The sequence below is a fragment of the Stenotrophomonas sp. SbOxS2 genome, assembly GCF_013416715.1.
GTDB lineage: Bacteria > Pseudomonadota > Gammaproteobacteria > Xanthomonadales > Xanthomonadaceae > Stenotrophomonas > Stenotrophomonas lactitubi.
This window is the reverse complement of sequence record NZ_JAAVXD010000004.1, coordinates 310,102-329,385: the sequence shown is the minus strand read 5'-3', so window position 1 is coordinate 329,385 and position 19,284 is coordinate 310,102. Positions and strand designations below refer to the sequence as shown.

Here is a 19,284-nt window from a genome sequence, read left to right as displayed (position 1 = left end):
AACAGGGCGCCGGGCCTTGCCCGGCGACACTTTTGTAGAGCCGAGCCCGCGCTCGGCTGCCGCGCGTAGCGCGGCGAGACCCTGATGGCCGAGCACGGGCTCGGCTCTACACGGGGTCATTTCAGCGGCGAGAACTCCGCCGGCACCCACGCATAGGCCTTGCCCTCGCTGCGTACGTGACCCAGCCCGGGGAAGGGCAGGTGCGCGCCGGCCACCCACCAGCCCTTGGCGGTGGCTTCCTGCAACACGCTGCGACGGCTGGCCGTAGCCGCCTTGCGGTCCGAATCGGCCTCGAATGCCGCTTCCGGGTGCGCGAACTGCACTGCATGGAAATGCAGTACATCGCCCCACACCAGCAGTGACTGGCCCTGGCTGTCGAAGCGATAGGACACATGCCCCGGCGTGTGGCCGTGGGTATCCATCGCCACCGCGTGGCCGGGCAGGGCGTCGCCAGGCTGGAAGGTGTGCAGGCGACCGGCGGCCTGGTACGGCGCCACCGCATTGCGTGCCAGCGCGAAGGCGAAGCGCACGCCTTGCGGCGCCGTGGCTTCGCTGGCCGGGTCGAGCCAGTAGCGGGCATCGGCCTTGGACAACCACACCGTCGCATTCGGATAGGCCGGCTTGCCCTGTGCATCGAGGATGCCGCACAGGTGATCGGGATGGGCGTGGGTCAGCAGCACCTCATCGATCTCGGCCGGGTCCACGCCCGCCGCACGCAGGTTGCCCAGCACCTGGCCCTGGTCAGGGCCGAAGCACTGCGCGGTGCCGGCATCGACCAGGGTCAGGTGCTTGCCCTGGCGCACCAGGAAGGCGTTGATCGCGGTCTGCAGGCCTTTCTTGTCTTCGGGCACGTAGCGGCCTTCGAGCAGGCGGCTGACCAGCGTTGGCGGCACATCGACCACTTCCTGCCGGCCGAGCGCGACTACGCCGTCGAACAGGGCGGTGACCTGCAGCGCACCGATGCGCTGGTGTTGCACACCCGGCACCTGCTGGGTGGGAGCGGGCGAGGTGGCCTCGGCCAGTGCGGTCAGCGGCAGGGAGGACAGGGCCAGCAGCAGGGCGGCGCGCAGCGGCAGGTGGCGCAGGGTCATGGCGGTTCTTCTCGATGAGTGATGGGCAGGCCCGGTGCGCACAGCGTGCCGCGTTGCGCGTGCGTGCGGCGCTCAAACCACTGCGCGGAATGCTCAAGGGGGTTACCGGCAGGGCAGCGCCCTGCACCCGCAGAGGCAACGGACGGCCAAAGCAACGGCAACGGCCGAAGCAACAGCAGAAGCGGGCTTCCTGTGGGGAGGCGGGGTGGGGCCGGTGGCGGGGGACGCCGTGAATACGTCCCTGTAGGCTTGGCCGCGGCATCCATGCCGCGGACACCCCCGCCACCGGACCCACCCCGCCTTCGACAGATTTTCGCGATCTGTTGGGATGGCATGACCTGCTCTTGGTGGGTGTCGACCTTGGATCCACGCCATGGGTGGATGCTCTTCGAATTCAATTCGGAATCATCGAAATGAATCGAATGGAATTGGAGGAAATCATCCACGCATGGCGTGGATCTACTGGGTCACCGGGAAACTGTCAGGGGTGGGGCGGTGTCGGAGTGCGGGGTGTCAGCCGCATGGATGCGGCTGCCAAGCCTACAGGGACATACTTGCGGCGTCCCCGCACTCCGACACCGCCCCGCCATCCCACGGAATGCACGCTGTTGCTGTTGCTGTTGCTGTTGCTTCGGCTGTTGCCGTTGCTTCTGCGGGTGCAGGGCGCAGCCCTGCCGAACAACCTAGATGTCGGTAGGAGCGAGCCCGTACTGCTCGGCGAAGCGCTTGCTGAAGCTCGCTGCAGAGCGATACCCCGCGCGCGCTGCCACGGTCTTCAGCGGCAGATCGGTGGTGTACAGCAGCTGCATGCCGTGGGCCAGGCGCGCTTCGGTCAGCAGCTGGCGCAGGCTGGTGGCCTCAGCCGCCAACCGCCGCCGCAGGGTCGCGCCACTCAGCGCGAAGTGTGCTTCAACGTCGCGTGACTGCCAGTCACGTGCCGGTTCGGCGGCGATGCGGTCGCGGATCTGTTCGCCCAGCGTCGGTGCGTGCGGCAACAACAGGTTGCCGTGGCCCTGCCGGCACCACGCCAGCACCAGCGTGGCCAGTGCCAGCCGTGCTTCGCTGTAGCGGCCATCCTGCAACGACTGCCGCCAGCTGCGCAGCGCCGTGGCGTGATCGCTCAACGCCTGCCGTGCCAGCGCCGGTCCGGCCGTCGGCAAGGCTTCGCTCCACAGCGTGCGCGCCGCCGCCAGCACTTCCGTGCACAGCGGCACGATCGCGCTGAGGTAGCGGCCGGTCTGCGGATCGGGTGTATTGACCACGTCGATGCGGCAACGCTGGGTGATCAGCAGGATGTCGCCCGGGACGAAGGTCAGTGACTGGTGTGCGGTACGCACCTGCTTGCGGCCTTCCAGCAGGATCGCGAACTGCGGCTGCGGTATCTCCACCGAGCTGGCGCCGTGCTCGCGGCGGGCGGTGATGCAGGCGTAGCCTTCGGCGCGTTGGCAGCCGGCCAGGCTGGCCATCTCCGCCAGCAGTGCCATGGCGGTGGGGGGCATGCCGGTCATACGACGTGCGCGCCCAGCAGGCGGCCGACCGCAGCTGCAGCCGCCATCGCCAGCGCACCCCAGAACATCACGCGCAGGGCACCACGCGTCGGTGACGCGCCACCGGCGCGTGCCGCCATCGCGCCGGTCAGGCACAGGCCGGCCAGCGTGCTGACCGTGGTGGCGGTGGCGACGTTCTGTACCGGTGCCAGCAGTGCGGTCAGCACCGGCAGGGCAGCGCCACAGGTGAAGGCGCCGGCCGAAGCCAATGCGGCCTGCAACGGTCGCGCGCGCAGTTCCTCGGTGATGCCCAGTTCGTCGCGCGCATGGGCGCCCAGCGCGTCGTGGGCGGTCAGCTGCTCGGCGACCTGCCGCGCCAGCGCCGGCTCCAGGCCACGGTGGCGGTAGATCGCGGTCAGCTCGTCCAGTTCACTGTGCGGGTCTTCGTGCAGCTCGCGCTTCTCCATCGCCAGATCGGCATTCTCGGTATCGGCCTGGGTCTGCACCGACACATACTCGCCGGCGGCCATCGACATCGCACCGGCCACAGTGCCGGCCACGCCGGTGGCCAGGATCGTGCTGGCCGAGGCGCCGCTGGCAGCCACGCCGACCACCAGGCCGGCGACCGAGACGATGCCATCGTTGGCGCCAAGCACGGCAGCACGCAGCCAGCCGACGCGATCGGCGCGATGCAGTTCAGGATGTCGTGAATGGCGGCTCATGGCCCTGAGTGTACGAGGGTCAAGAGGGTGTCGGTAGGATGCTGAAACCCGTCACCGTCGCATGACGTAACGAGCCGCCACGCTATAGTGCGCCCTTGCGATGCAAGGCTCCCAGCCCCACATCCCCTGCCACCGTCCAGCGAGCCACCCCCTTGTCGAGCCCCAGCCACGTCGCCGATACGCCCATTACCGACCGCGCGCAACTTGTGGCGGAGATCGCCTCCGGCGAGAAGCCCCGTTCGCAGTGGCGCATCGGTACCGAGCACGAGAAGTTCGGGTTCCGCCTGGATGACCTGCGTCCTCCGACCTTCGAGGGCGATCGCGGCATCGAAGCACTGCTCAACGGCCTGGTCCGTTTCGGCTGGACCCCGGTGCAGGAAAACGGCAACACCATCGCCCTGCTGCGTGATGGCGCCTCGGTGACGCTGGAGCCCGCGGGCCAGCTGGAGCTGTCCGGTGCGGCGCTGGAAACCATCCACCAGACCTGCGTGGAAACCGGCACCCACCTCAATGAAGTGGCACAGGTGGCCGGCGAGCTGCAGCTGGGCTTCCTCGGCATGGGCTTCCAGCCGAAGTGGACGCGCGATGAAATGCCGTGGATGCCCAAGGGCCGCTACAAGATCATGCGTTCGTACATGCCCAAGGTCGGTTCGCTGGGCCTGGACATGATGACCCGCACCTGCACCGTGCAGGTGAACCTGGATTACGCCAGCGAAGCGGACATGGTGAAGAAGTTCCGCGTGTCGTTGGCGCTGCAGCCGATCGCCACCGCCCTGTTCGCCGACTCGCCGTTCACCGAGGGCAAGCCGAACGGCTACCTCAGCTACCGCTCGCACATCTGGACCGACACCGATGCCGACCGTACCGGCATGCTCGACTTCGTGTTCGAGGATGGCTTCGGTTACGAGCGCTATGTCGACTACCTGCTCGACGTGCCGATGTATTTCTCCTACCGCGACGGCATCTACCACGATGCGAGCGGGCAGAGCTTCCGCGATTTCATGCAGGGCAAGCTGCCGGTGTTGCCGGGCGCGTTGCCGACGCTGCGCGACTGGTCGGACCACACCACCACCGCGTTCCCGGAAGTGCGGCTGAAGAAGTACCTGGAAATGCGCGGTGCCGATGGTGGCCCGTGGAGCCGCCTGTGCGCGCTGCCGGCCTTCTGGGTGGGCCTGCTGTACGACGACACCGCACTGGATGCAGCGTGGGACCTGGTGCGCGACTTCAGCCTGGTTGAACGCCATGCGCTGCGTGATGGGGTGCCCAAGCATGCGATGAACCTGCCGTTCCGCAATGGCACCGTGCGCGACCTGGCGCGCGAAGCGGTGAAGATTTCCGTGGAAGGCCTCAAGCGCCGTGCGGCGCGCAATGCCGATGGCCAGGATGAAAGCAAGTTCCTGGACGTGCTGCAGGAAATCGTCGAGTCTGGGCTGACCCCGGCCGAGCGCAAGCTGGCGCTGTTCCATGGCCGCTGGCATGGCGATGTGGATCCGGTGTTCCGCGAGTTTGCTTACTGACGCGGGATGGATGACCGCCGGGCATGGCCCGGCGCTACCGTCAGGAATGAAAAAACCCCGGCATTGCCGGGGTTTTTCGTTTCCACAACCGACTTGGATCAGGCGGCGTTGTTCATCGTCGCCATGTCGATCACGAAGCGGTAGCGCACATCATTCTTCGCCATGCGTTCCCAGGCTTCGTTGACGTTCTTGATGTCGATCATCTCCACATCGCTGACGATGCCGTGCTCGGCACAGAAGTCCATCATTTCCTGGGTTTCAGCCATGCCGCCGATCGCCGAGCCGGTCAGGTGCTTGCGACCGAAGATCACGCTGCCACCGGTCAGCGGCGGGTCCAGTTCGGTCAGCACGCCGACCAGGCACATGGTCGCCTCACGCTTGAGCAGGCCCATGTACGGGTTGGTGTCATGACCAACCGGGATGGTGTTGAGCAGGAAGTCGAAGCTGCCGGCGTGTGCCTTCATCTGCGCGGCATCGCGCGAGACCAGCACTTCGTCGGCGCCCAGGCGCTTGGCGTCGGCACCCTTTTCCGGGGTGGTGGTGATCATCACCACGTGCGCGCCGAGTGCCTTGGCGAACTTCACGCCCATGTGGCCGAGGCCACCCAGACCGATCACGCCGACCTTCTGGCCCGGGCCGACCTTCCAGTGGCGCAGCGGTGACCAGGTGGTGATGCCCGCGCACAGCAGCGGCGCGGCGGCCTTCAGGTCCAGCGTTTCGGAGACCTTGACCACGAAGCGCTGCTCGACCACCACATGGTCGGAATAGCCGCCGTAGGTCGGTGCGCCGCTTTCACGCTCGCGGCCGTTGTAGGTCCAGGTGGCACCTTCGGCGCAGTACTGCTCCAGGTCGTGCTGGCAGGCATCGCAATGGCGGCAGGAGTCGACCATGCAGCCGACACCGGCGTGGTCGCCGACCTTGAAGCGGGTGACCTCGCTGCCGACTTCGGTGACCCGGCCGATGATCTCGTGGCCCGGCACCATCGGGTAGATCGAGCCACCCCAGTCGTCGCGGGCCTGGTGCAGGTCGGAATGGCAGATGCCGCTGTACAGGATCTCGATGCGCACATCGTTCGGGCCGACCGCGCGGCGCTCGAACTCGAAGGGTACCAGCGGGTCGGTATGGGTATGGGCGGCGTAACCACGGGCGAGGGACATGGGGAATCCTTGGCGGGTTTGTCGAAAGGCGTTTTACAATACGCCCCGTACCGCAAGGTAAGAAGCGCATATATCGGCATGATTCATCAAGGCAGACTGCACAATCATGGCCACTGACAACCTGTCCCACCTGGCCGCCTTCGCCGCGGTCGCCCGCCACCGCAGCTTCCGCCGCGCCGGCGCCGAACTGGCCCTGTCGACCTCGGCGGTGAGCTATGCGATCCGCGCGCTGGAGGAGCGGCTGGGGGTGGGCCTGTTCCACCGGACCACCCGCAGTGTGGCACTGACCGAGGCAGGGCAACGGCTGCTGGAGCGCCTGCAGCCGGCACTGGGCCAGGTGCATGACGCGCTGGAGGAGATGAACCACTTCCGCGCCGTTCCGGCAGGCCTGCTGCGGATCAACGCGACGCGGGCGGCGGTGGCGACCCAGTTGGGGCCGCGGCTGGCGCGTTTCCTGCACGCGCATCCGGATGTACGGGTGGAGCTGACCGAGAACGATGGTCTGGTCGACATCGTCGCCGAGGGTTACGACGCGGGCGTGCGCCTGCACGAGTTCGTGCCCGAGGACATGGTGGCGGTGCCGATGGGGCCGCCGCTGCGCGGCTTGATCGTCGGTTCGCCCGAGTACCTGCGGCGCCGGCCGGCACCGCAGCATCCGCGCGACCTGGCCGCGCATGAGTGCGTGCGGTTCCGCTTCGCCAGCGGCCATCTGTACAAGTGGCAGTTCGAGCGCGAGGGCCAGACCCTGGAGATCGACGTACCGGGGCGGCTGACGCTCTGCGAGCAGGGCACCGTGGTTGGCGCGGTGCTCGATGGCATCGGCCTGGCCTATGTGCTGGAAGACACCGCGCGCCCGTACCTGGACGATGGCCGACTGGTGGCGGTACTGGAAGACTGGAGCGAACCGTTCGCCGGGTTCGCGTTGTACTACCCGAAGCAGCGGCAGATGCCTGGAGCGTTGCGTGCGTTCGTGGACATGTTGCGCGAGTGAAGCGCGGTGTATCGCATCCACGCATGGCGTGGATCTACTGACCATCGCCGCATGCCCACTTTGACCCCGCCACGCGTGGATGCCGTTGCACAGTAGATCCACGCCATGCGTGGATGGCACCACGCTACGCAGCCTGCAGCATCGGCTCCATCAACTGCAGGCAGTCACGCAGATGCGCATCCACCGATGCGTCTTCGGCAACCACACCGATGGCGCGTTCGCGCAGCGGTTCGGCCACGGCCATGGACAGCACCAGACGTGCCATCCGTTCTGGATCACCGGCACGCAGCAGGCCACGCTGCTGCTGCCGCGCCAGCCAGTCCGCCAGCAACGCACGTCCGCGGCCGATGCCGTTGTCCAGGTAGGCCCGCAGCAGCGCGTCCTTGCCCGGGAAGTCGGTGGTCAACAGCCGGAACACCCGCACCGCCTGTGCTGACAATGCCTGCGCGCACACCGCCTGCAGGATGTCGTGCAGCAGCGGCAGCACGTCTTCTGCGTGGCGGGCATCACGTTGCAGCTGCGGTGCGAAGCCATCGGTCCACTCGCGCACCGCCAGGCCTACCAGCTCATCACGGTTGCCGGCATGCCGGTACACCGTCTTCTTGGCCACGCCGGCATGCGCAGCGACGGCTTCGATGGTGGTCGCTTCGTAGCCCTGCGCCAGCAGCAGATCCAGCGTCGCCTGCAGCACGGCATGGCGGACGTCGGCCTCTGGCCGTGCTGGACGCCCGCGGCGACGGGGTGATGCGATCGGATCGGGAGGCGCAGTAGCGGTCATCGCGCACATTCTAGCGCATTTTGATAATTGCGAAACGAAGTGCGTTTCCGTATTGTCCGGGCTTCACCTCCCCAAGGATTAACCATGGACACCGTCGCCAACGCTCACGCCTGGCTGGACCACCACGATCTGCTCGACCCGGCGCCGATGCACCTGGAAACCGGCATCCAGCGTCGCGAAGACGGCACCCTGCTGGTCGCAGTGCGCACCGATCTGCATGGCTGCAAGGGCCGCATGCTGGACTGGTGGTTCACCTTCTTCGAGACCACCCAGCACATCCGCTGGTGGCACCCGCTGGACCATGTCGAGCATCGTGGCTGGGACGCGGCCTGGCAGCGTGGGCGCAGTTACCATGGCGCCAGCATCCATGCGGTGGAATCGCTGGCCGACATTCCGCCGGTGGCGGCACGCCTGAAGTTCCATGATCCGCGCACGCTGCTCACACCTGGGCGTCTGCAGACGGCGCAGGATGCGGGCGATGTCTCGGCGGTGATTGCCGCACGCATCGGTTTTGGTGACCACGTTCGTCTGGACGCACACGGTGATCCCTGCGACGGCCAGATGCTGCACGTCGTGCGCGATACGCCGTTCGGCTGCGTGCTGCGCAGCCGCTTCGTGTTGGGCCTGGACAGTGAAGACCCGCAGCGCGATGCCAGCGATGCGATCGGCCTGGGGCTGCTCAAGCACTGCTATACCGAGTTCAGTTTCCTGTCGCGGCTGTTGCCATCGCTGTATTACGGCGAACGCGCCAATGGCGAGGCGGTACCGCTGCCGTGGTGAGCAGGCGCGTCATTCCAGCAGGGCGTCGTAGCCTGCCTCGCTGAACTGGATCAGGCAGAAGCCGTGGCCGAACGGGTCGGCCAGCACGGCGATCTTTCCCCAGCGGCGTTCGCGCACGCGGCGTTCGAGCGTGGCTCCGGCCGCAACCGCGCGGGCAAGCGCAGCGTCGATGTCAGCGACCACCCAGTCCAGATGCACGGGCGTCCAATGTCGCTCGTAATCGCGCACGTCGCCGTCTTCGGTCGCTGCGCTGCCGGCGTCGTTCTGCAGCAGGTATAGCGGCGTGGGGCCGCCGAGCAGTTCCAGTGCGCCGGGGCCCAGGCGGCGGCCGATCCTCAGGCTGAAAGCTTCGGTGTAGAACGCCTCGGCCGCTGCAAGATCGGGGACGTCGAGGTTGACGATGAAGGAGGCCGCTGAGCAGTTCATGGGGCAGGACCGAGTCCGGACCGGGCCACGATGCACTCGTGGCCCGGCGGGATCAAGGCGCGGCATCCACGCATGGCGTGGATCTACTGTGCGAGCGGGTAGTCGAGGTAGCCTTCGACGCCGCCGCCGTAGTAGGTGCTGCGATCGGGCACGGCCAGCGGCACATCGCGCTGCAGGCGCTCGACCAGATCCGGATTGGCGATGAACGGCTGGCCGAACGCGGCCAGGTCGATGATGCCGTCCTCGACCAGGCGCAGAGCACGCTCACGGGTGAGCCCACCGGCGAGAATCACGGTGCCGCCGTAGGTTTGCTTGAAAGTCTTCAGGAACGCTTCGCCGATGACGGGCGCGCCGCGCAGGTAGTTGTCGTTCAGATGCACATACGCCAGCCCGCGCTTGCCAAGCTCTTCGGCCAAGTAAAGATAGGTGGCTTCGTTCTCTGCATAGGCCGGCATGTCGAAAGTCTGGCTGTTCGGCGCCAGGCGCACGCCGATCCGCTGTGCACCGATCCGCTGCGCCATCGCATCCACGGTGTCCAGGATCAGCCGTGCGCGGTTGCGCAGTGAACCACCGTAGAGATCCTGCCGATCATTGGTGATCGGGTTGAGGAACTGCTCGAACAGGTAGCCGTTGGCAGCATGCAGCTCGATGCCATCGAAGCCGGCAGCGATGGCATTTTCAGCGCCGCGTACGAAGTCGCTGACGATACCCGGCACTTCGTCGGTGCGCAGCGCGCGCGGCGGCGTCGGATCGGCATGGCCACGGCTGCCGTCATCCAGATACACGAACGAGGTGTTCTTCGGATCGCTCGCCACCGGTCGCGTGCCGGCGCTCACCGGCTGGCCGCGGTCGGGCTGCAGCGAGCTGTGTGACATGCGTCCGACGTGCCACAGCTGGGCGAAGATCGCGCCCTGCGCAGCGTGTACGGCGTCGGTGACAAGCTTCCAGCCGGCGACCTGTTCAGCGGACCAGATGCCCGGCACGTCGATATAGCCCTGGCCCTGCGCCGACACTGGCGTGCCCTCGCTGATGATCAGGCCTGCGCTGGCACGTTGCCGGTAGTACTGCGCAGTGAGTTCGTTGGCGACCGCACCGGGGTTGCGGGCGCGGGTCATCGGCGCCATCGCGATGCGGTTGCGCAGTGGTGTTCCGGCCAGGTCGTAGGGGTGGAAGAGGGGGGAGGTCATGTCAGTCATCTCGGAGCGGGGGAGGGCGCCAACGGCGCGACAGCACCATGATGGAGTTGACATGCAGGCGCATAAAGACGGTAAATTTCCCATCAAGCGGGACTATCTGTCCCCAATGAGCGAGTCCGCCGATGCTTCCCGTCGAATCCCTGAATGGCCTGGCGACCTTCGTCACCACGGCGCGCTCGGCCACCTTCACCGAAGCGGCCGATGCCCTGGGCATCTCGCGCTCCGCGGTCGGCAAGGCCATTGCCCGGCTGGAAGCGCGGCTGGGGGTGCGCCTGTTTCATCGCACCACCCGGCGCATCGCGCTGACCACCGATGGCGAGGCGTACTACGCCTCGTGCGCGGCGGCGCTGGATGAAATCGCGGCAGCTGAAGCGTGCCTGGGTTCGGCTGCGCATCTGCCGAGCGGCCGCCTGCGCATCGACATGCCGTCCTCGTTCGGTCGGCTGGTGGTGCTGCCGGTGCTGCTGAAAATGTGCCAGCAGTATCCGGACCTGCAGTTGACGATGACCTTCACCGATCACTTCGTTGATCCGCTGGAGGAAGGCATCGACCTGCTGATCCGCTTCGGCGGCCTGCACCACGCCGAGCATCTGGTTGCACGCAAGCTGGCCAGCCAGCGGCTGGTGACCTGCGCCGCGCCGTCCTACCTGCAGGCGCATGGCACGCCACGGACCATTGACGATCTACATGCACACCGCAGCATCGTCGGCTACCGCCATGGACAGCCTGTGGCCTGGCGGATGGGAGACGCGGGCACCCACGGTGTGTTCATTCCCAGCGGCACCTACCAGCTCAATGATGGCGATGCGGTGATCGAAGGCGCGCTGGCTGGCCTGGGCATCTGCCAGATGCCGGTATCGCTGGTGCGCCGGCATCTCGAGTCCGGCGCGCTGCAGTCGGTGCTCGACCACTGCATGCAACACCATGTGGACATCCACGCGCTGTGGCCGCAGACCCGGCACCTGCGGCCGAAGGTGCGTTACGTGGTGGAGGAGCTGACCCGACTGGCCGCAGAGGGCGTCTTCGATTGAGGTACCGATCGGCTTCTGTATACTATCCCCCAGTATAGTTCCGAGGCTGGCCTGCCATGCCGCACTCCCCCGAAGAAAAAAAGAAGGTTCTCGCCCGCGTGCGCCGCATCCGCGGCCAGTGCGATGCGCTGGACCGCGCGCTGGAGGCCGGCGCCGACTGCGGGCCGGTGCTGCAGCAGATCGCCGCCATCCGCGGGGCGGTCAACGGCCTGATGTCCGAAGTGATGGAGGCGCACCTGCGCGAAGAGTTCGGCCAGCCTGCCGCTTCCGATGAACAACGCGCCGAACGCGTGCGCGACATGAGCGCGTTGATCCGCTCGTACCTGAAATGAACGACGGCGCGACACAGCGCCGCGCATCCTGTTTCCCGCAAGCCTTTTTGGAGAGTGCCATCATGAAATCCCGTGCCGCCGTCGCCTTTGGTCCTGGCCAGCCGCTGCAGATCGTCGAGATCGACGTCGCCCCGCCGAAGCAGGGCGAAGTGCTGGTCAAGATCACCCACACCGGTGTCTGCCACACCGATGCGTTCACTCTGTCCGGCGATGATCCGGAAGGCCTGTTCCCGGTGGTGTTGGGCCATGAGGGTGCAGGCATCGTGGTGGAAGTGGGCGAGGGCGTGACCAGTGTGAAGCCGGGCGACCACGTGATTCCGCTGTACACCGCCGAGTGTGGTGAATGCCTGTTCTGCAAGAGCGGCAAGACCAACCTGTGCGTGTCGGTGCGTGCCACCCAGGGCAAGGGCGTGATGCCCGATGGCACCAGCCGCTTCAGCTACAACGGTGAGCCGATCTACCACTACATGGGCTGCTCGACCTTCAGCGAATACACCGTCGTTGCCGAGGTATCGCTGGCGAAGATCAACCCGGATGCGAACCCGGAGCATGTCTGCCTGCTCGGCTGTGGCGTCACCACCGGCATCGGTGCAGTACACAACACCGCCAAGGTGCAGGAAGGCGACAGCGTGGCTGTGTTCGGCCTGGGGGGCATCGGCCTGGCAGTGATCCAGGGTGCGCGCCAGGCCAAGGCCGGCCGCATCATCGCGGTGGATACCAACCCGTCCAAGTTCGAGCTGGCCCGCGAATTCGGTGCCACCGACTGCATCAACCCGAAGGATCATGACAAGCCGATCCAGCAGGTCATTGTCGAAATGACCACCTGGGGCGTGGACCACAGCTTCGAGTGCATCGGCAACGTCAACGTGATGCGTGCGGCGCTGGAATGCGCGCACCGTGGCTGGGGCCAGAGCGTGGTGATCGGCGTAGCCGGTTCGGGCCAGGAGATCTCCACCCGCCCGTTCCAGCTGGTCACCGGCCGCAAGTGGATGGGTACCGCGTTTGGCGGCGTGAAGGGTCGCAGCCAGCTGCCGGGCATGGTCGAAGACGCGATGAAGGGCGATATCGAGCTGGCGCCGTTCGTCACCCACACCATGGACCTGGACAAGATCAACGAAGCTTTCGACCTGATGCATGAAGGCAAGTCGATCCGTTCGGTGGTCCATTACTGAGGCGCGTCATGGGCTGGCTGGATGCCCTGCGCCGGCCGCGTGCGGAAGACCCGCGCGCGGCTCTGGTGGCCCCGATCGAGCAGGCGCTGCGCGCGCTGGGCTGGGTCGTGGGTGAAGTGGGGCTACCGCGTGCGGTGACCTCGGCCTTCGGCAGCGACGATGGCATGTCGTTCGAGCAGTGGCTGGGGCAGGTATTCCTGCCGCGTCTGCACGAGGCCCGCGCTGATGGCCAGTGGCCGCCGCGCAGCAACGTGGCAGCGGCGGCATATCGCAATCTTGATGGCCAGCCTGGCGTCGAGCCGTTGCTGCGCTTGCTGGCGCAGCTGGATGAACTGATCAACAAAGGCATCCACGCCGTGCGTGGATAAGCCGACCAAGGTCGGCATCTACCAGAAGCACGCGTGCGCTGACGCGCCGCGCAGGAGAACATCATGGAACGCATCGAACACCGCGCCTGTGCCGGCGGTTGGCAGGACGTCTATCGCCATCACTCCACCACGCTGGGCTGCGACATGCAGTTCGCCGTATACCTGCCCCCGCAGGCCGCCAGCCAGAAGCTGCCGGTGCTGTACTGGCTGAGCGGGCTGACCTGCACCGAGCAGAATTTCATCACCAAGGCTGGGGCTCAGCGCTACGCGGCCGAGCACGGCGTGATCATCGTCGCCCCGGACACCAGTCCGCGCGGCGATGACATGGCCGATGCCGAGGGCTATGACCTCGGCAAGGGCGCGGGCTTCTATCTCAACGCCACCCGTGCGCCGTGGGCGAAGCACTACCGCATGCACGACTACGTAGCGCAGGAACTGCCGGCGCTGATCGAGGCGAACTTCCCGGCTACCGATGCGCGGGGCATCAGCGGCCATTCGATGGGCGGCCACGGTGCACTGGTGATCGCGCTGCGCAACCCGGGCCATTACCGCAGCGTGTCGGCGTTCTCGCCGATCGTCGCGCCCAGTCACGTGCCGTGGGGACAGAGGGCGTTCACCGCCTACCTCGGTGACAACCCGGCCGACTGGGCGCAGTGGGATGCCTGCCAGCTTGTGGCCAATGCCGGAGAGCGCCTGCCGCTGCTGGTCGACCAGGGCGAGGGCGATGAGTTCCTGCACACCCAGCTGCAGCCGCAGCGCCTGCAGCAGGCCTGCGATGCCGCCGGTCATCCGCTGAGCCTGCGCCTGCAGCCCGGCTACGACCACAGCTATTACTTCATCGCCAGCTTCATCGGCGAGCACGTCGCCCACCACGCCCGCGCCCTCAACGCCTGAGGGCTCTCCGGTAGTGCCGGCCGCTGGCCGGCAACCCCAGGGAAACACGGAGCTGCAGGTTGCCGGCCAGCGGCCGGCACTACCGGGCGGTGCAGGAACAGTCCAGTTTGCTGCAGTGGATCACGCCGCTGTGGCGTGGCGGCGCGCTATCGTGCCGCCATACGGCCTTGCGCATGGGGGATGCATGCTGGTTGTGCTGGCGCTGATGTTCGTGATCTGCCATGGCGTGGTCGTGGCGTTCTGGCCGGGTACGGCCGGTGGGGGATCGTTCGTGTTCCTGACCGCGGCGCCTCTGCTGGCCGCCGCGGCCTGCCTGTGGCGCGGCCAACGCGACCGCGCTGCACTGGGCTGGCGGGCCACTGCAATGGCGCTGCTGCTCTGGGCCGGTGGCATGGCCTTCAACATGGCCGACGCCCTGGGGGCCGGACGGTCCGACATCACCCCGCGCGCCAGCCTGCTGTTGTACGTGCTGTACGGCGTGCCGCTGGTGTTCATCCTGGCCCGCGCCCGTCGCGAACGCCGGATGATCAGCCTGATCGACGGCGTGATGGCCGCGCTGCTGGGCGTGCTGTTCTTCGTGCATACCCAGTCCTTCGCCGACCGCATCGACATCGATGACCAGGCGATGGCCCACATGCAGCGCATGTTCGATATCCAGAACCTCTGCATCGCCGGTTTCGCGGTGGTGCGCTGGGTCGCAGGCGACGCGCCTGAACGGCGCAGCTTCTACCGCGCGCTGGCGCTGTACGCATTGTCATATCTGCTGCTGGCGTTCTACATCAATCACTACACCTCCGAACAGTCGTTCGGTGCCTACAACGACCTGTTGATCGACCTGCCGTTCCTGCTGCTGGCGCTGCTGGCGTTGCGCCAGGCACCGGCGCCGGGCTTCGTGCTGCATCCCCGCCTGCTGCGATTGGTGCAGGCGGGTGGGCCGATCATCCTGCCCTTGCTGCTGCTGGTGGTCGGCACTCTGGTGGTGGATCACGCGCGGCCTTTGGCCGTGACCGGCTTCGTGGTGGCGACACTGGGCTTCGGCCTGCGCAGCACGCTGCTGCAGATCGATCTGCTGGAACGGCAGGCGGGCCTGGATCAGCTGGCGCGGCAGGACGGCCTGACCGGCGTAGCCAATCGCCGTGAATTCGATACGCTGCTGTTGGCCGAATGGAACCGTGCGCGCCGCAGCGGCAGCGAAATGGCGTTGCTGCTGGTGGATATCGACCATTTCAAGGCATTCAACGACCAGCACGGTCATCCCGCCGGCGACCGCTGCCTGCAGGCGGTGGCTGCGGTGCTGCAGGCCACCGCCGGGCGCGCGGCCGAAAGCGTGGCGCGCTATGGCGGTGAGGAGTTCGCGGTGATCGTGCCCGGCAGCCCGCTGTCGGGTGTACTTGCGCTGGCCGAGCGTCTGCGCGAGGCGGTGGAAGCATTGCCACTGCCGGAAGGCCCGGTCAGCATCAGCGTGGGTGTGGGCTACCTGCATCCGCCGGCGCTGGCCAGCGCCGAACAGTTGCTGGCCGATGCCGATGCCGGGCTGTACGCGGCCAAGCGTGCAGGCCGCAACCGGGTGATCCTGCACGCGCACGTGCTGGACGACCACGGGGGCGCGCACGGCACGCTGGACTGTTGAGCACGCCTGCGCCACGGCCGCGACAGGAACGTACGCGGCCGATCAGCGCTGGCGCAGCCATCCGGCCGGATCCAGCAGGCGCAGGCCCACTGGTGACAGCGACCGTTGCCGCAACGTCAACGGCGTGGCGTGCACCGCCGCCGCACAAGATGCCAGTTGGCGACGCAGCGGTGCCAGCACATCGTCCTCGCGTGGGCGTGCGTGCCGCCATTGCGCAATGCGCAGCAGGCAGACCAGCAGGTCCAGTTCGCTGGCGGAAATGAACGGCGACCCGGCCGGCAGCAGTTCGATCGGTGCATGCGGCGTGGCCAGCAATGGCAGCAGTTCACGGAAGGCGTCGCGTCCTTCGGCATCCAGGCCCAGTGCGGCCAGTTGCAGCAGGCCCTCGGCCTGCAGCGCAGGGTCGCCCAGTTGCCGCAGCGCAGCCAGCAGGGCCTGTTCGCCGCGACTGAACTGACGGCCGAAGGCGCGATAACTCACGCGGGTGGGAAATACGGGGGAACGTGAGGCCATGCCGGGAGTACCTACGGATCGCGGGTTTCCACCAGCACCGGGCATGGCGCATGGTCGATGGTCCATTGCCCGACCGAGGGCTCGAACAGACGCTGCAGACGCGACAGATGGCGGTGGCCGATGACGATCAGGTCGCACTGCAGGCGCCGCGCCTGCGCGCTGATCACTTCGCCCGGGTCGCCGGACGGTAGTTGTGCGATGGCGTCCACGCCGCGCTCGCGCAGCTCGGCCAGGGCGTCGGCAAGCACGGCTTCGGCATGCGCCTGCTGCCGGGCGGCGGCGGGATATTCGCGGCGGTCGGCATCGCTGGCATCTGCTGCCAGTGCGAATTCGGGGTCGAGCACGCACAGCAGGTGCAGACGGCTGCGGGGGCCAGCCATGGCGGCGGCGAGGTCCAGCACGCGGTCGTGCTGGGGGCCGCCATCGAGCGCGACCAGCAGGGTGTTGAACATGAAAAGCTCCTTTGCAGGGCGGTGATGGTCGCGCATGTCGTCGCGCGCACCCATGCCGTGCGCCGCAGTCAATGCGTGCGCAGGACGCAACTCTGGTTGGTCTGGATTGCAGTAGAGTCATCGCATTTACGGAGACTGCCATGCCCTTGCCGGACCTGAACCTGTTGCTGGCACTGGATGTGCTGATCGACGAATGCAGCGTGGCCGCCGCCGCGCGGCGGATGAATCTCAGTGCGCCGGCGATGAGCCGTACCCTCGGCCGGGTGCGCGTGGCCCTGGGTGATCCGGTGCTGGTGCGCGCCGGCCGTGGGCTTGCCCCCACGCCGCGCGCGCTGGAACTGCGTGAGCAGGTGCGCGATGTGATCGAGCAGGCACACCGCGTGTTCAATGCCGGCCGCGAGGTCGACATGGCCACGCTGGAACGCACGTTCAGCGTGCGCGCCAACGATGTGTTCATCGGCAGCTATGGTGGCCGGCTGCGCGAGGTTTTCCGCCAACAGGCACCGCGCTGCATGCTGCGCTTCGTGCCCGAAGGCGATACCGATGACGATGCGATGGTGCAGGGGCGGATCGACCTGTACATCAGCACTGCGGGCAAGCACAGCCCGGAAACCAAGGTGCAGCACCTGTTCACCACCTCGCTGCTGGGCGCTGCACGCGAGGATCATCCGTTGTTCGACGGCGACATCAGTGCCGAGCGCTTCGCGGCCTGCGACCACATCGCCGTGTCCCGGCGCGGGCTGGCGCACGGCCCGATCGACGAGGAACTGGCCGTGCTCGGCCTGCAGCGGCGGGTGGCGGTGGTCATCCCCACCTTCCACGGTGCGATCTTCGCTGCTGCTGATTCAGACCTGGTACTGCCGCAGATGCCGAGCGTGATGCTCGACCGCATCACCCACATGGGCCTGCCGCTGCGCATGTTCCCGCTGCCGGTGCCGGTACGCACCGTGGCACTGGTGCAGGCCTGGCACCCGCGCATGGACAACGACCCGGCGCACCAGTGGCTGCGGCGGGCGATCAAGGTGATGTGCGATTCGGTCGAGGCGGCCCGCCACTGATCGCCTGCAGGCGTGCGCCGGACGCACGCCTGAGGTGCCGGGCACGCCATTTTTCACAGGCAACGGCCTTTCTAGACTGCGCTCCCGATAGTTTCACTGAGCGCAATCCAATGACTCCACATATGCCGTGCACTGCACGGATGGGCGGCCAGCAGTGAGCACGCCCGCCGCCGTGCTGCCGGCGTCGGCAGCGCCCCGGCCCGTCGCCGCACCCGGGCTCGACCGGCGCATCCTGGTAGGGCTGTGCGGTGTGCTGCTGGCGGTGCTGGTGTCGGGCTTCAACGAGAACGTCACCAAGGTCGCACTGGCCGACATCCGCGGTGCGATGGGTTTCAGCGTCGATGACGGCAGCTGGATCGTGGCGCTGTACAGCGCGATGTCGGTCAGCGCGATGGCGTTCGCACCGTGGTGCGCCGCCACCTTTTCGCTGCGCCGTTTTGCGTTGGCGATGATCGGCGTGTTCATGGTGCTGGGCGTGCTGTGCCCGCTGGCACCCAACCTGCAGACCTTCCTGGTGCTGCGCGCGTTGCAGGGCCTGTGCGGTGGCGCGTTGCCGCCGCTGCTGATGAGCGTGGCGCTGCGCTTCCTGCCGCCGGGCATCAAGCTGTACGGCCTGGCCGCCTACGCACTGACCGCCACCTTCGGGCCGAGCATGGGCACCCCGCTGGCCGCGTTCTGGGTGGAGCAGGTGGGCTGGCACTGGGCGTTCTGGCAGATCGTGCCGTACTGCCTGGCAGCGATGGCGATGGTCGGCTGGGGGCTGCCACAGGATCCCCTGCGGCTGGAGCGCTTCGCACAGTTCGATGGTGTCGGCCTGATGCTCGGCCTGCCGGCGCTGGTGCTGCTGGTACTGGGCCTGGTGCAGGGCCCGCGCTTGAACTGGTTCGACTCGTCGTTGATCACGCTGATGCTGGGTGGCGGTGCGGGTCTGCTGGTGCTTTTCATGGTCAACGAGTGGTTCCATCCGTTGCCGTTCTTCAAGCTGCAGCTGCTGGCCAACCGTAACCTCAGCTATTCGCTGATTACTCTGGGTGGCGTGCTGTTCGTGCTGCTGGCGGTGATCTCCATTCCCTCCGGCTTCCTCGCCAGCGTGCAGGGCTATCGGCCGCAACAGACCGCGCCGATGCTGCTGTGGGTGGCGGTTCCGCAGGTAATCGCGCTGCCGTTGGTAGCCGCGTTGCTGAACATCCGCGCGATCGATTGCCGTTGGGTGCAGGCCACCGGCCTGGCGCTGCTGGCGCTGGCGTGCTGGCTGGGCGCACATCTGGACGTGAGCTGGATCCGCGACAACTTCCTGTGGGTGCAGTTGCTGCAGGTGTTTGCCCAGCCGATGGCGGTGCTGCCGCTGCTGATGTTGGCCACCGGTGGCCTTGCGCCACAGGACGGCCCCTTCGCCTCGGCGTGGTTCAACACGGTCAAGGGCTTTGCCGCGGTACTGGCCAGCGGCGTGCTTGAAGCGGTCGCGCAGGGACGCCGACATTTCCATTCCACCGTGCTGGTCGATCGCCTCTGCGAACAGCCGTGGCTGGCCGATGGACCGCAACTGGGCGCACGCCTGCATGCACAGGTGCAGGCATTGACCTCGGCCGATCTGTACCTGCTGGTCGCGTTGGTCGCGCTGGCCTTCATTCCCCTCATTGCCTGGATGCCCACCCGCATCCATCCGCCACGTGCCGTGGCCTGATTCCC

The 19,284-nt window shown here is 67.1% G+C and carries 20 protein-coding genes; 11 read left to right on the top strand and 9 right to left on the bottom strand.

Going from position 1 to position 19,284, the window contains the following annotated elements:
* Positions 1–116: 116 nt before the first annotated feature.
* The 3 genes from HFK18_RS09430 to HFK18_RS09420 all read right to left on the bottom strand — a co-directional run bounded on the left by HFK18_RS09430 (position 117) and on the right by HFK18_RS09420 (position 3,300).
* Positions 117–1,091 (bottom strand): MBL fold metallo-hydrolase, encoded by a 975-nt coding sequence (locus HFK18_RS09430; protein WP_180165994.1) that lies wholly within the window; start codon positions 1,089–1,091, stop codon positions 117–119.
* Between the two features lie 683 nt (positions 1,092–1,774).
* Complete coding sequence (locus HFK18_RS09425) at positions 1,775–2,599, bottom strand: helix-turn-helix transcriptional regulator (protein WP_089236853.1); 825 nt, start codon at positions 2,597–2,599, stop codon at positions 1,775–1,777.
* Positions 2,596–3,300, bottom strand: coding sequence for a VIT family protein (locus HFK18_RS09420; RefSeq protein WP_089236851.1), 705 nt, complete (start codon positions 3,298–3,300; stop codon positions 2,596–2,598). The genes HFK18_RS09425 and HFK18_RS09420 overlap by 4 nt, the downstream gene beginning before the upstream one ends.
* A gap of 152 nt (positions 3,301–3,452) precedes the next feature.
* On the opposite strand from HFK18_RS09420, the gene HFK18_RS09415 reads away from it, so the two are divergent.
* Positions 3,453–4,817: a glutamate--cysteine ligase gene (locus HFK18_RS09415; RefSeq protein WP_180165992.1), complete on the top strand. Its 1,365-nt coding sequence runs from the start codon at positions 3,453–3,455 to the stop codon at positions 4,815–4,817.
* Between the two features lie 98 nt (positions 4,818–4,915).
* Here the strand turns inward: HFK18_RS09415 and HFK18_RS09410 are convergent, their stop codons facing one another.
* Entirely contained in the window at positions 4,916–5,974 is a 1,059-nt protein-coding gene (locus tag HFK18_RS09410) for an NAD(P)-dependent alcohol dehydrogenase (protein WP_180165990.1), read from the bottom strand.
* 106 nt (positions 5,975–6,080) lie between these two features.
* Between HFK18_RS09410 and HFK18_RS09405 the strand changes: the two genes are divergently transcribed.
* Positions 6,081–6,965 carry a LysR family transcriptional regulator gene (locus HFK18_RS09405; RefSeq protein WP_100462607.1) on the top strand — a complete coding sequence of 295 codons (885 nt, stop codon included), beginning with the start codon at positions 6,081–6,083 and terminating at the stop codon, positions 6,963–6,965.
* Between the two features lie 124 nt (positions 6,966–7,089).
* On the opposite strand, the gene HFK18_RS09400 is transcribed toward HFK18_RS09405, so the two are convergent.
* Positions 7,090–7,743 (bottom strand): TetR/AcrR family transcriptional regulator, encoded by a 654-nt coding sequence (locus tag HFK18_RS09400; protein WP_180165988.1) that lies wholly within the window; start codon positions 7,741–7,743, stop codon positions 7,090–7,092.
* 84 nt (positions 7,744–7,827) lie between these two features.
* On the opposite strand from HFK18_RS09400, the gene HFK18_RS09395 reads away from it, so the two are divergent.
* Positions 7,828–8,523, top strand: coding sequence for a hydrolase (locus HFK18_RS09395; protein WP_180165986.1), 696 nt, complete (start codon positions 7,828–7,830; stop codon positions 8,521–8,523).
* A gap of 9 nt (positions 8,524–8,532) precedes the next feature.
* Here HFK18_RS09395 and HFK18_RS09390 read toward each other — a convergent pair whose 3' ends face one another.
* Positions 8,533–8,949, bottom strand: a complete 417-nt coding sequence (locus HFK18_RS09390) for a VOC family protein (protein WP_180165984.1) — start codon at positions 8,947–8,949, stop codon at positions 8,533–8,535.
* A gap of 83 nt (positions 8,950–9,032) precedes the next feature.
* Positions 9,033–10,136, bottom strand: coding sequence for an alkene reductase (locus HFK18_RS09385; protein ID WP_180165982.1), 1,104 nt, complete (start codon positions 10,134–10,136; stop codon positions 9,033–9,035).
* Positions 10,137–10,267: 131 nt separating this feature from the next.
* Between HFK18_RS09385 and HFK18_RS09380 the strand changes: the two genes are divergently transcribed.
* From HFK18_RS09380 to HFK18_RS09355, 6 genes are all read left to right on the top strand, one after another.
* Positions 10,268–11,176: a LysR family transcriptional regulator gene (locus HFK18_RS09380; RefSeq protein ID WP_180165980.1), complete on the top strand. Its 909-nt coding sequence runs from the start codon at positions 10,268–10,270 to the stop codon at positions 11,174–11,176.
* A 56-nt stretch (positions 11,177–11,232) separates the two neighbouring features.
* On the top strand, positions 11,233–11,508 hold the full coding sequence (frmR, locus tag HFK18_RS09375; RefSeq protein WP_005411009.1) for a formaldehyde-responsive transcriptional repressor FrmR: 276 nt from the start codon (positions 11,233–11,235) through the stop codon (positions 11,506–11,508).
* A 62-nt stretch (positions 11,509–11,570) separates the two neighbouring features.
* Positions 11,571–12,680 (top strand): S-(hydroxymethyl)glutathione dehydrogenase/class III alcohol dehydrogenase, encoded by a 1,110-nt coding sequence (locus HFK18_RS09370; RefSeq protein WP_108265928.1) that lies wholly within the window; start codon positions 11,571–11,573, stop codon positions 12,678–12,680.
* Between the two features lie 8 nt (positions 12,681–12,688).
* Positions 12,689–13,048 carry a YqcC family protein gene (locus HFK18_RS09365; RefSeq protein ID WP_100553533.1) on the top strand — a complete coding sequence of 120 codons (360 nt, stop codon included), beginning with the start codon at positions 12,689–12,691 and terminating at the stop codon, positions 13,046–13,048.
* 63 nt (positions 13,049–13,111) lie between these two features.
* The gene (gene fghA, locus HFK18_RS09360) at positions 13,112–13,942 is read left to right on the top strand and encodes an S-formylglutathione hydrolase (protein WP_180165978.1); all 831 of its coding nucleotides are present in this window, start codon (positions 13,112–13,114) and stop codon (positions 13,940–13,942) included.
* A gap of 184 nt (positions 13,943–14,126) precedes the next feature.
* Complete coding sequence (locus HFK18_RS09355; protein ID WP_180165976.1) at positions 14,127–15,572, top strand: GGDEF domain-containing protein; 1,446 nt, start codon at positions 14,127–14,129, stop codon at positions 15,570–15,572.
* Between the two features lie 42 nt (positions 15,573–15,614).
* On the opposite strand, the gene HFK18_RS09350 is transcribed toward HFK18_RS09355, so the two are convergent.
* Together HFK18_RS09350 and HFK18_RS09345 are read right to left on the bottom strand one after the other, a co-directional pair.
* Positions 15,615–16,085: a hypothetical protein gene (locus HFK18_RS09350; RefSeq protein ID WP_180165975.1), complete on the bottom strand. Its 471-nt coding sequence runs from the start codon at positions 16,083–16,085 to the stop codon at positions 15,615–15,617.
* 11 nt (positions 16,086–16,096) lie between these two features.
* Positions 16,097–16,537, bottom strand: coding sequence for a universal stress protein (locus HFK18_RS09345; protein ID WP_108265927.1), 441 nt, complete (start codon positions 16,535–16,537; stop codon positions 16,097–16,099).
* Between the two features lie 140 nt (positions 16,538–16,677).
* On the opposite strand from HFK18_RS09345, the gene HFK18_RS09340 reads away from it, so the two are divergent.
* Positions 16,678–17,595, top strand: coding sequence for a LysR family transcriptional regulator (locus HFK18_RS09340; RefSeq protein WP_100462647.1), 918 nt, complete (start codon positions 16,678–16,680; stop codon positions 17,593–17,595).
* A 154-nt stretch (positions 17,596–17,749) separates the two neighbouring features.
* Positions 17,750–19,279: an MFS transporter gene (locus HFK18_RS09335; protein WP_180165973.1), complete on the top strand. Its 1,530-nt coding sequence runs from the start codon at positions 17,750–17,752 to the stop codon at positions 19,277–19,279.
* Positions 19,280–19,284: the final 5 nt, after the last annotated feature.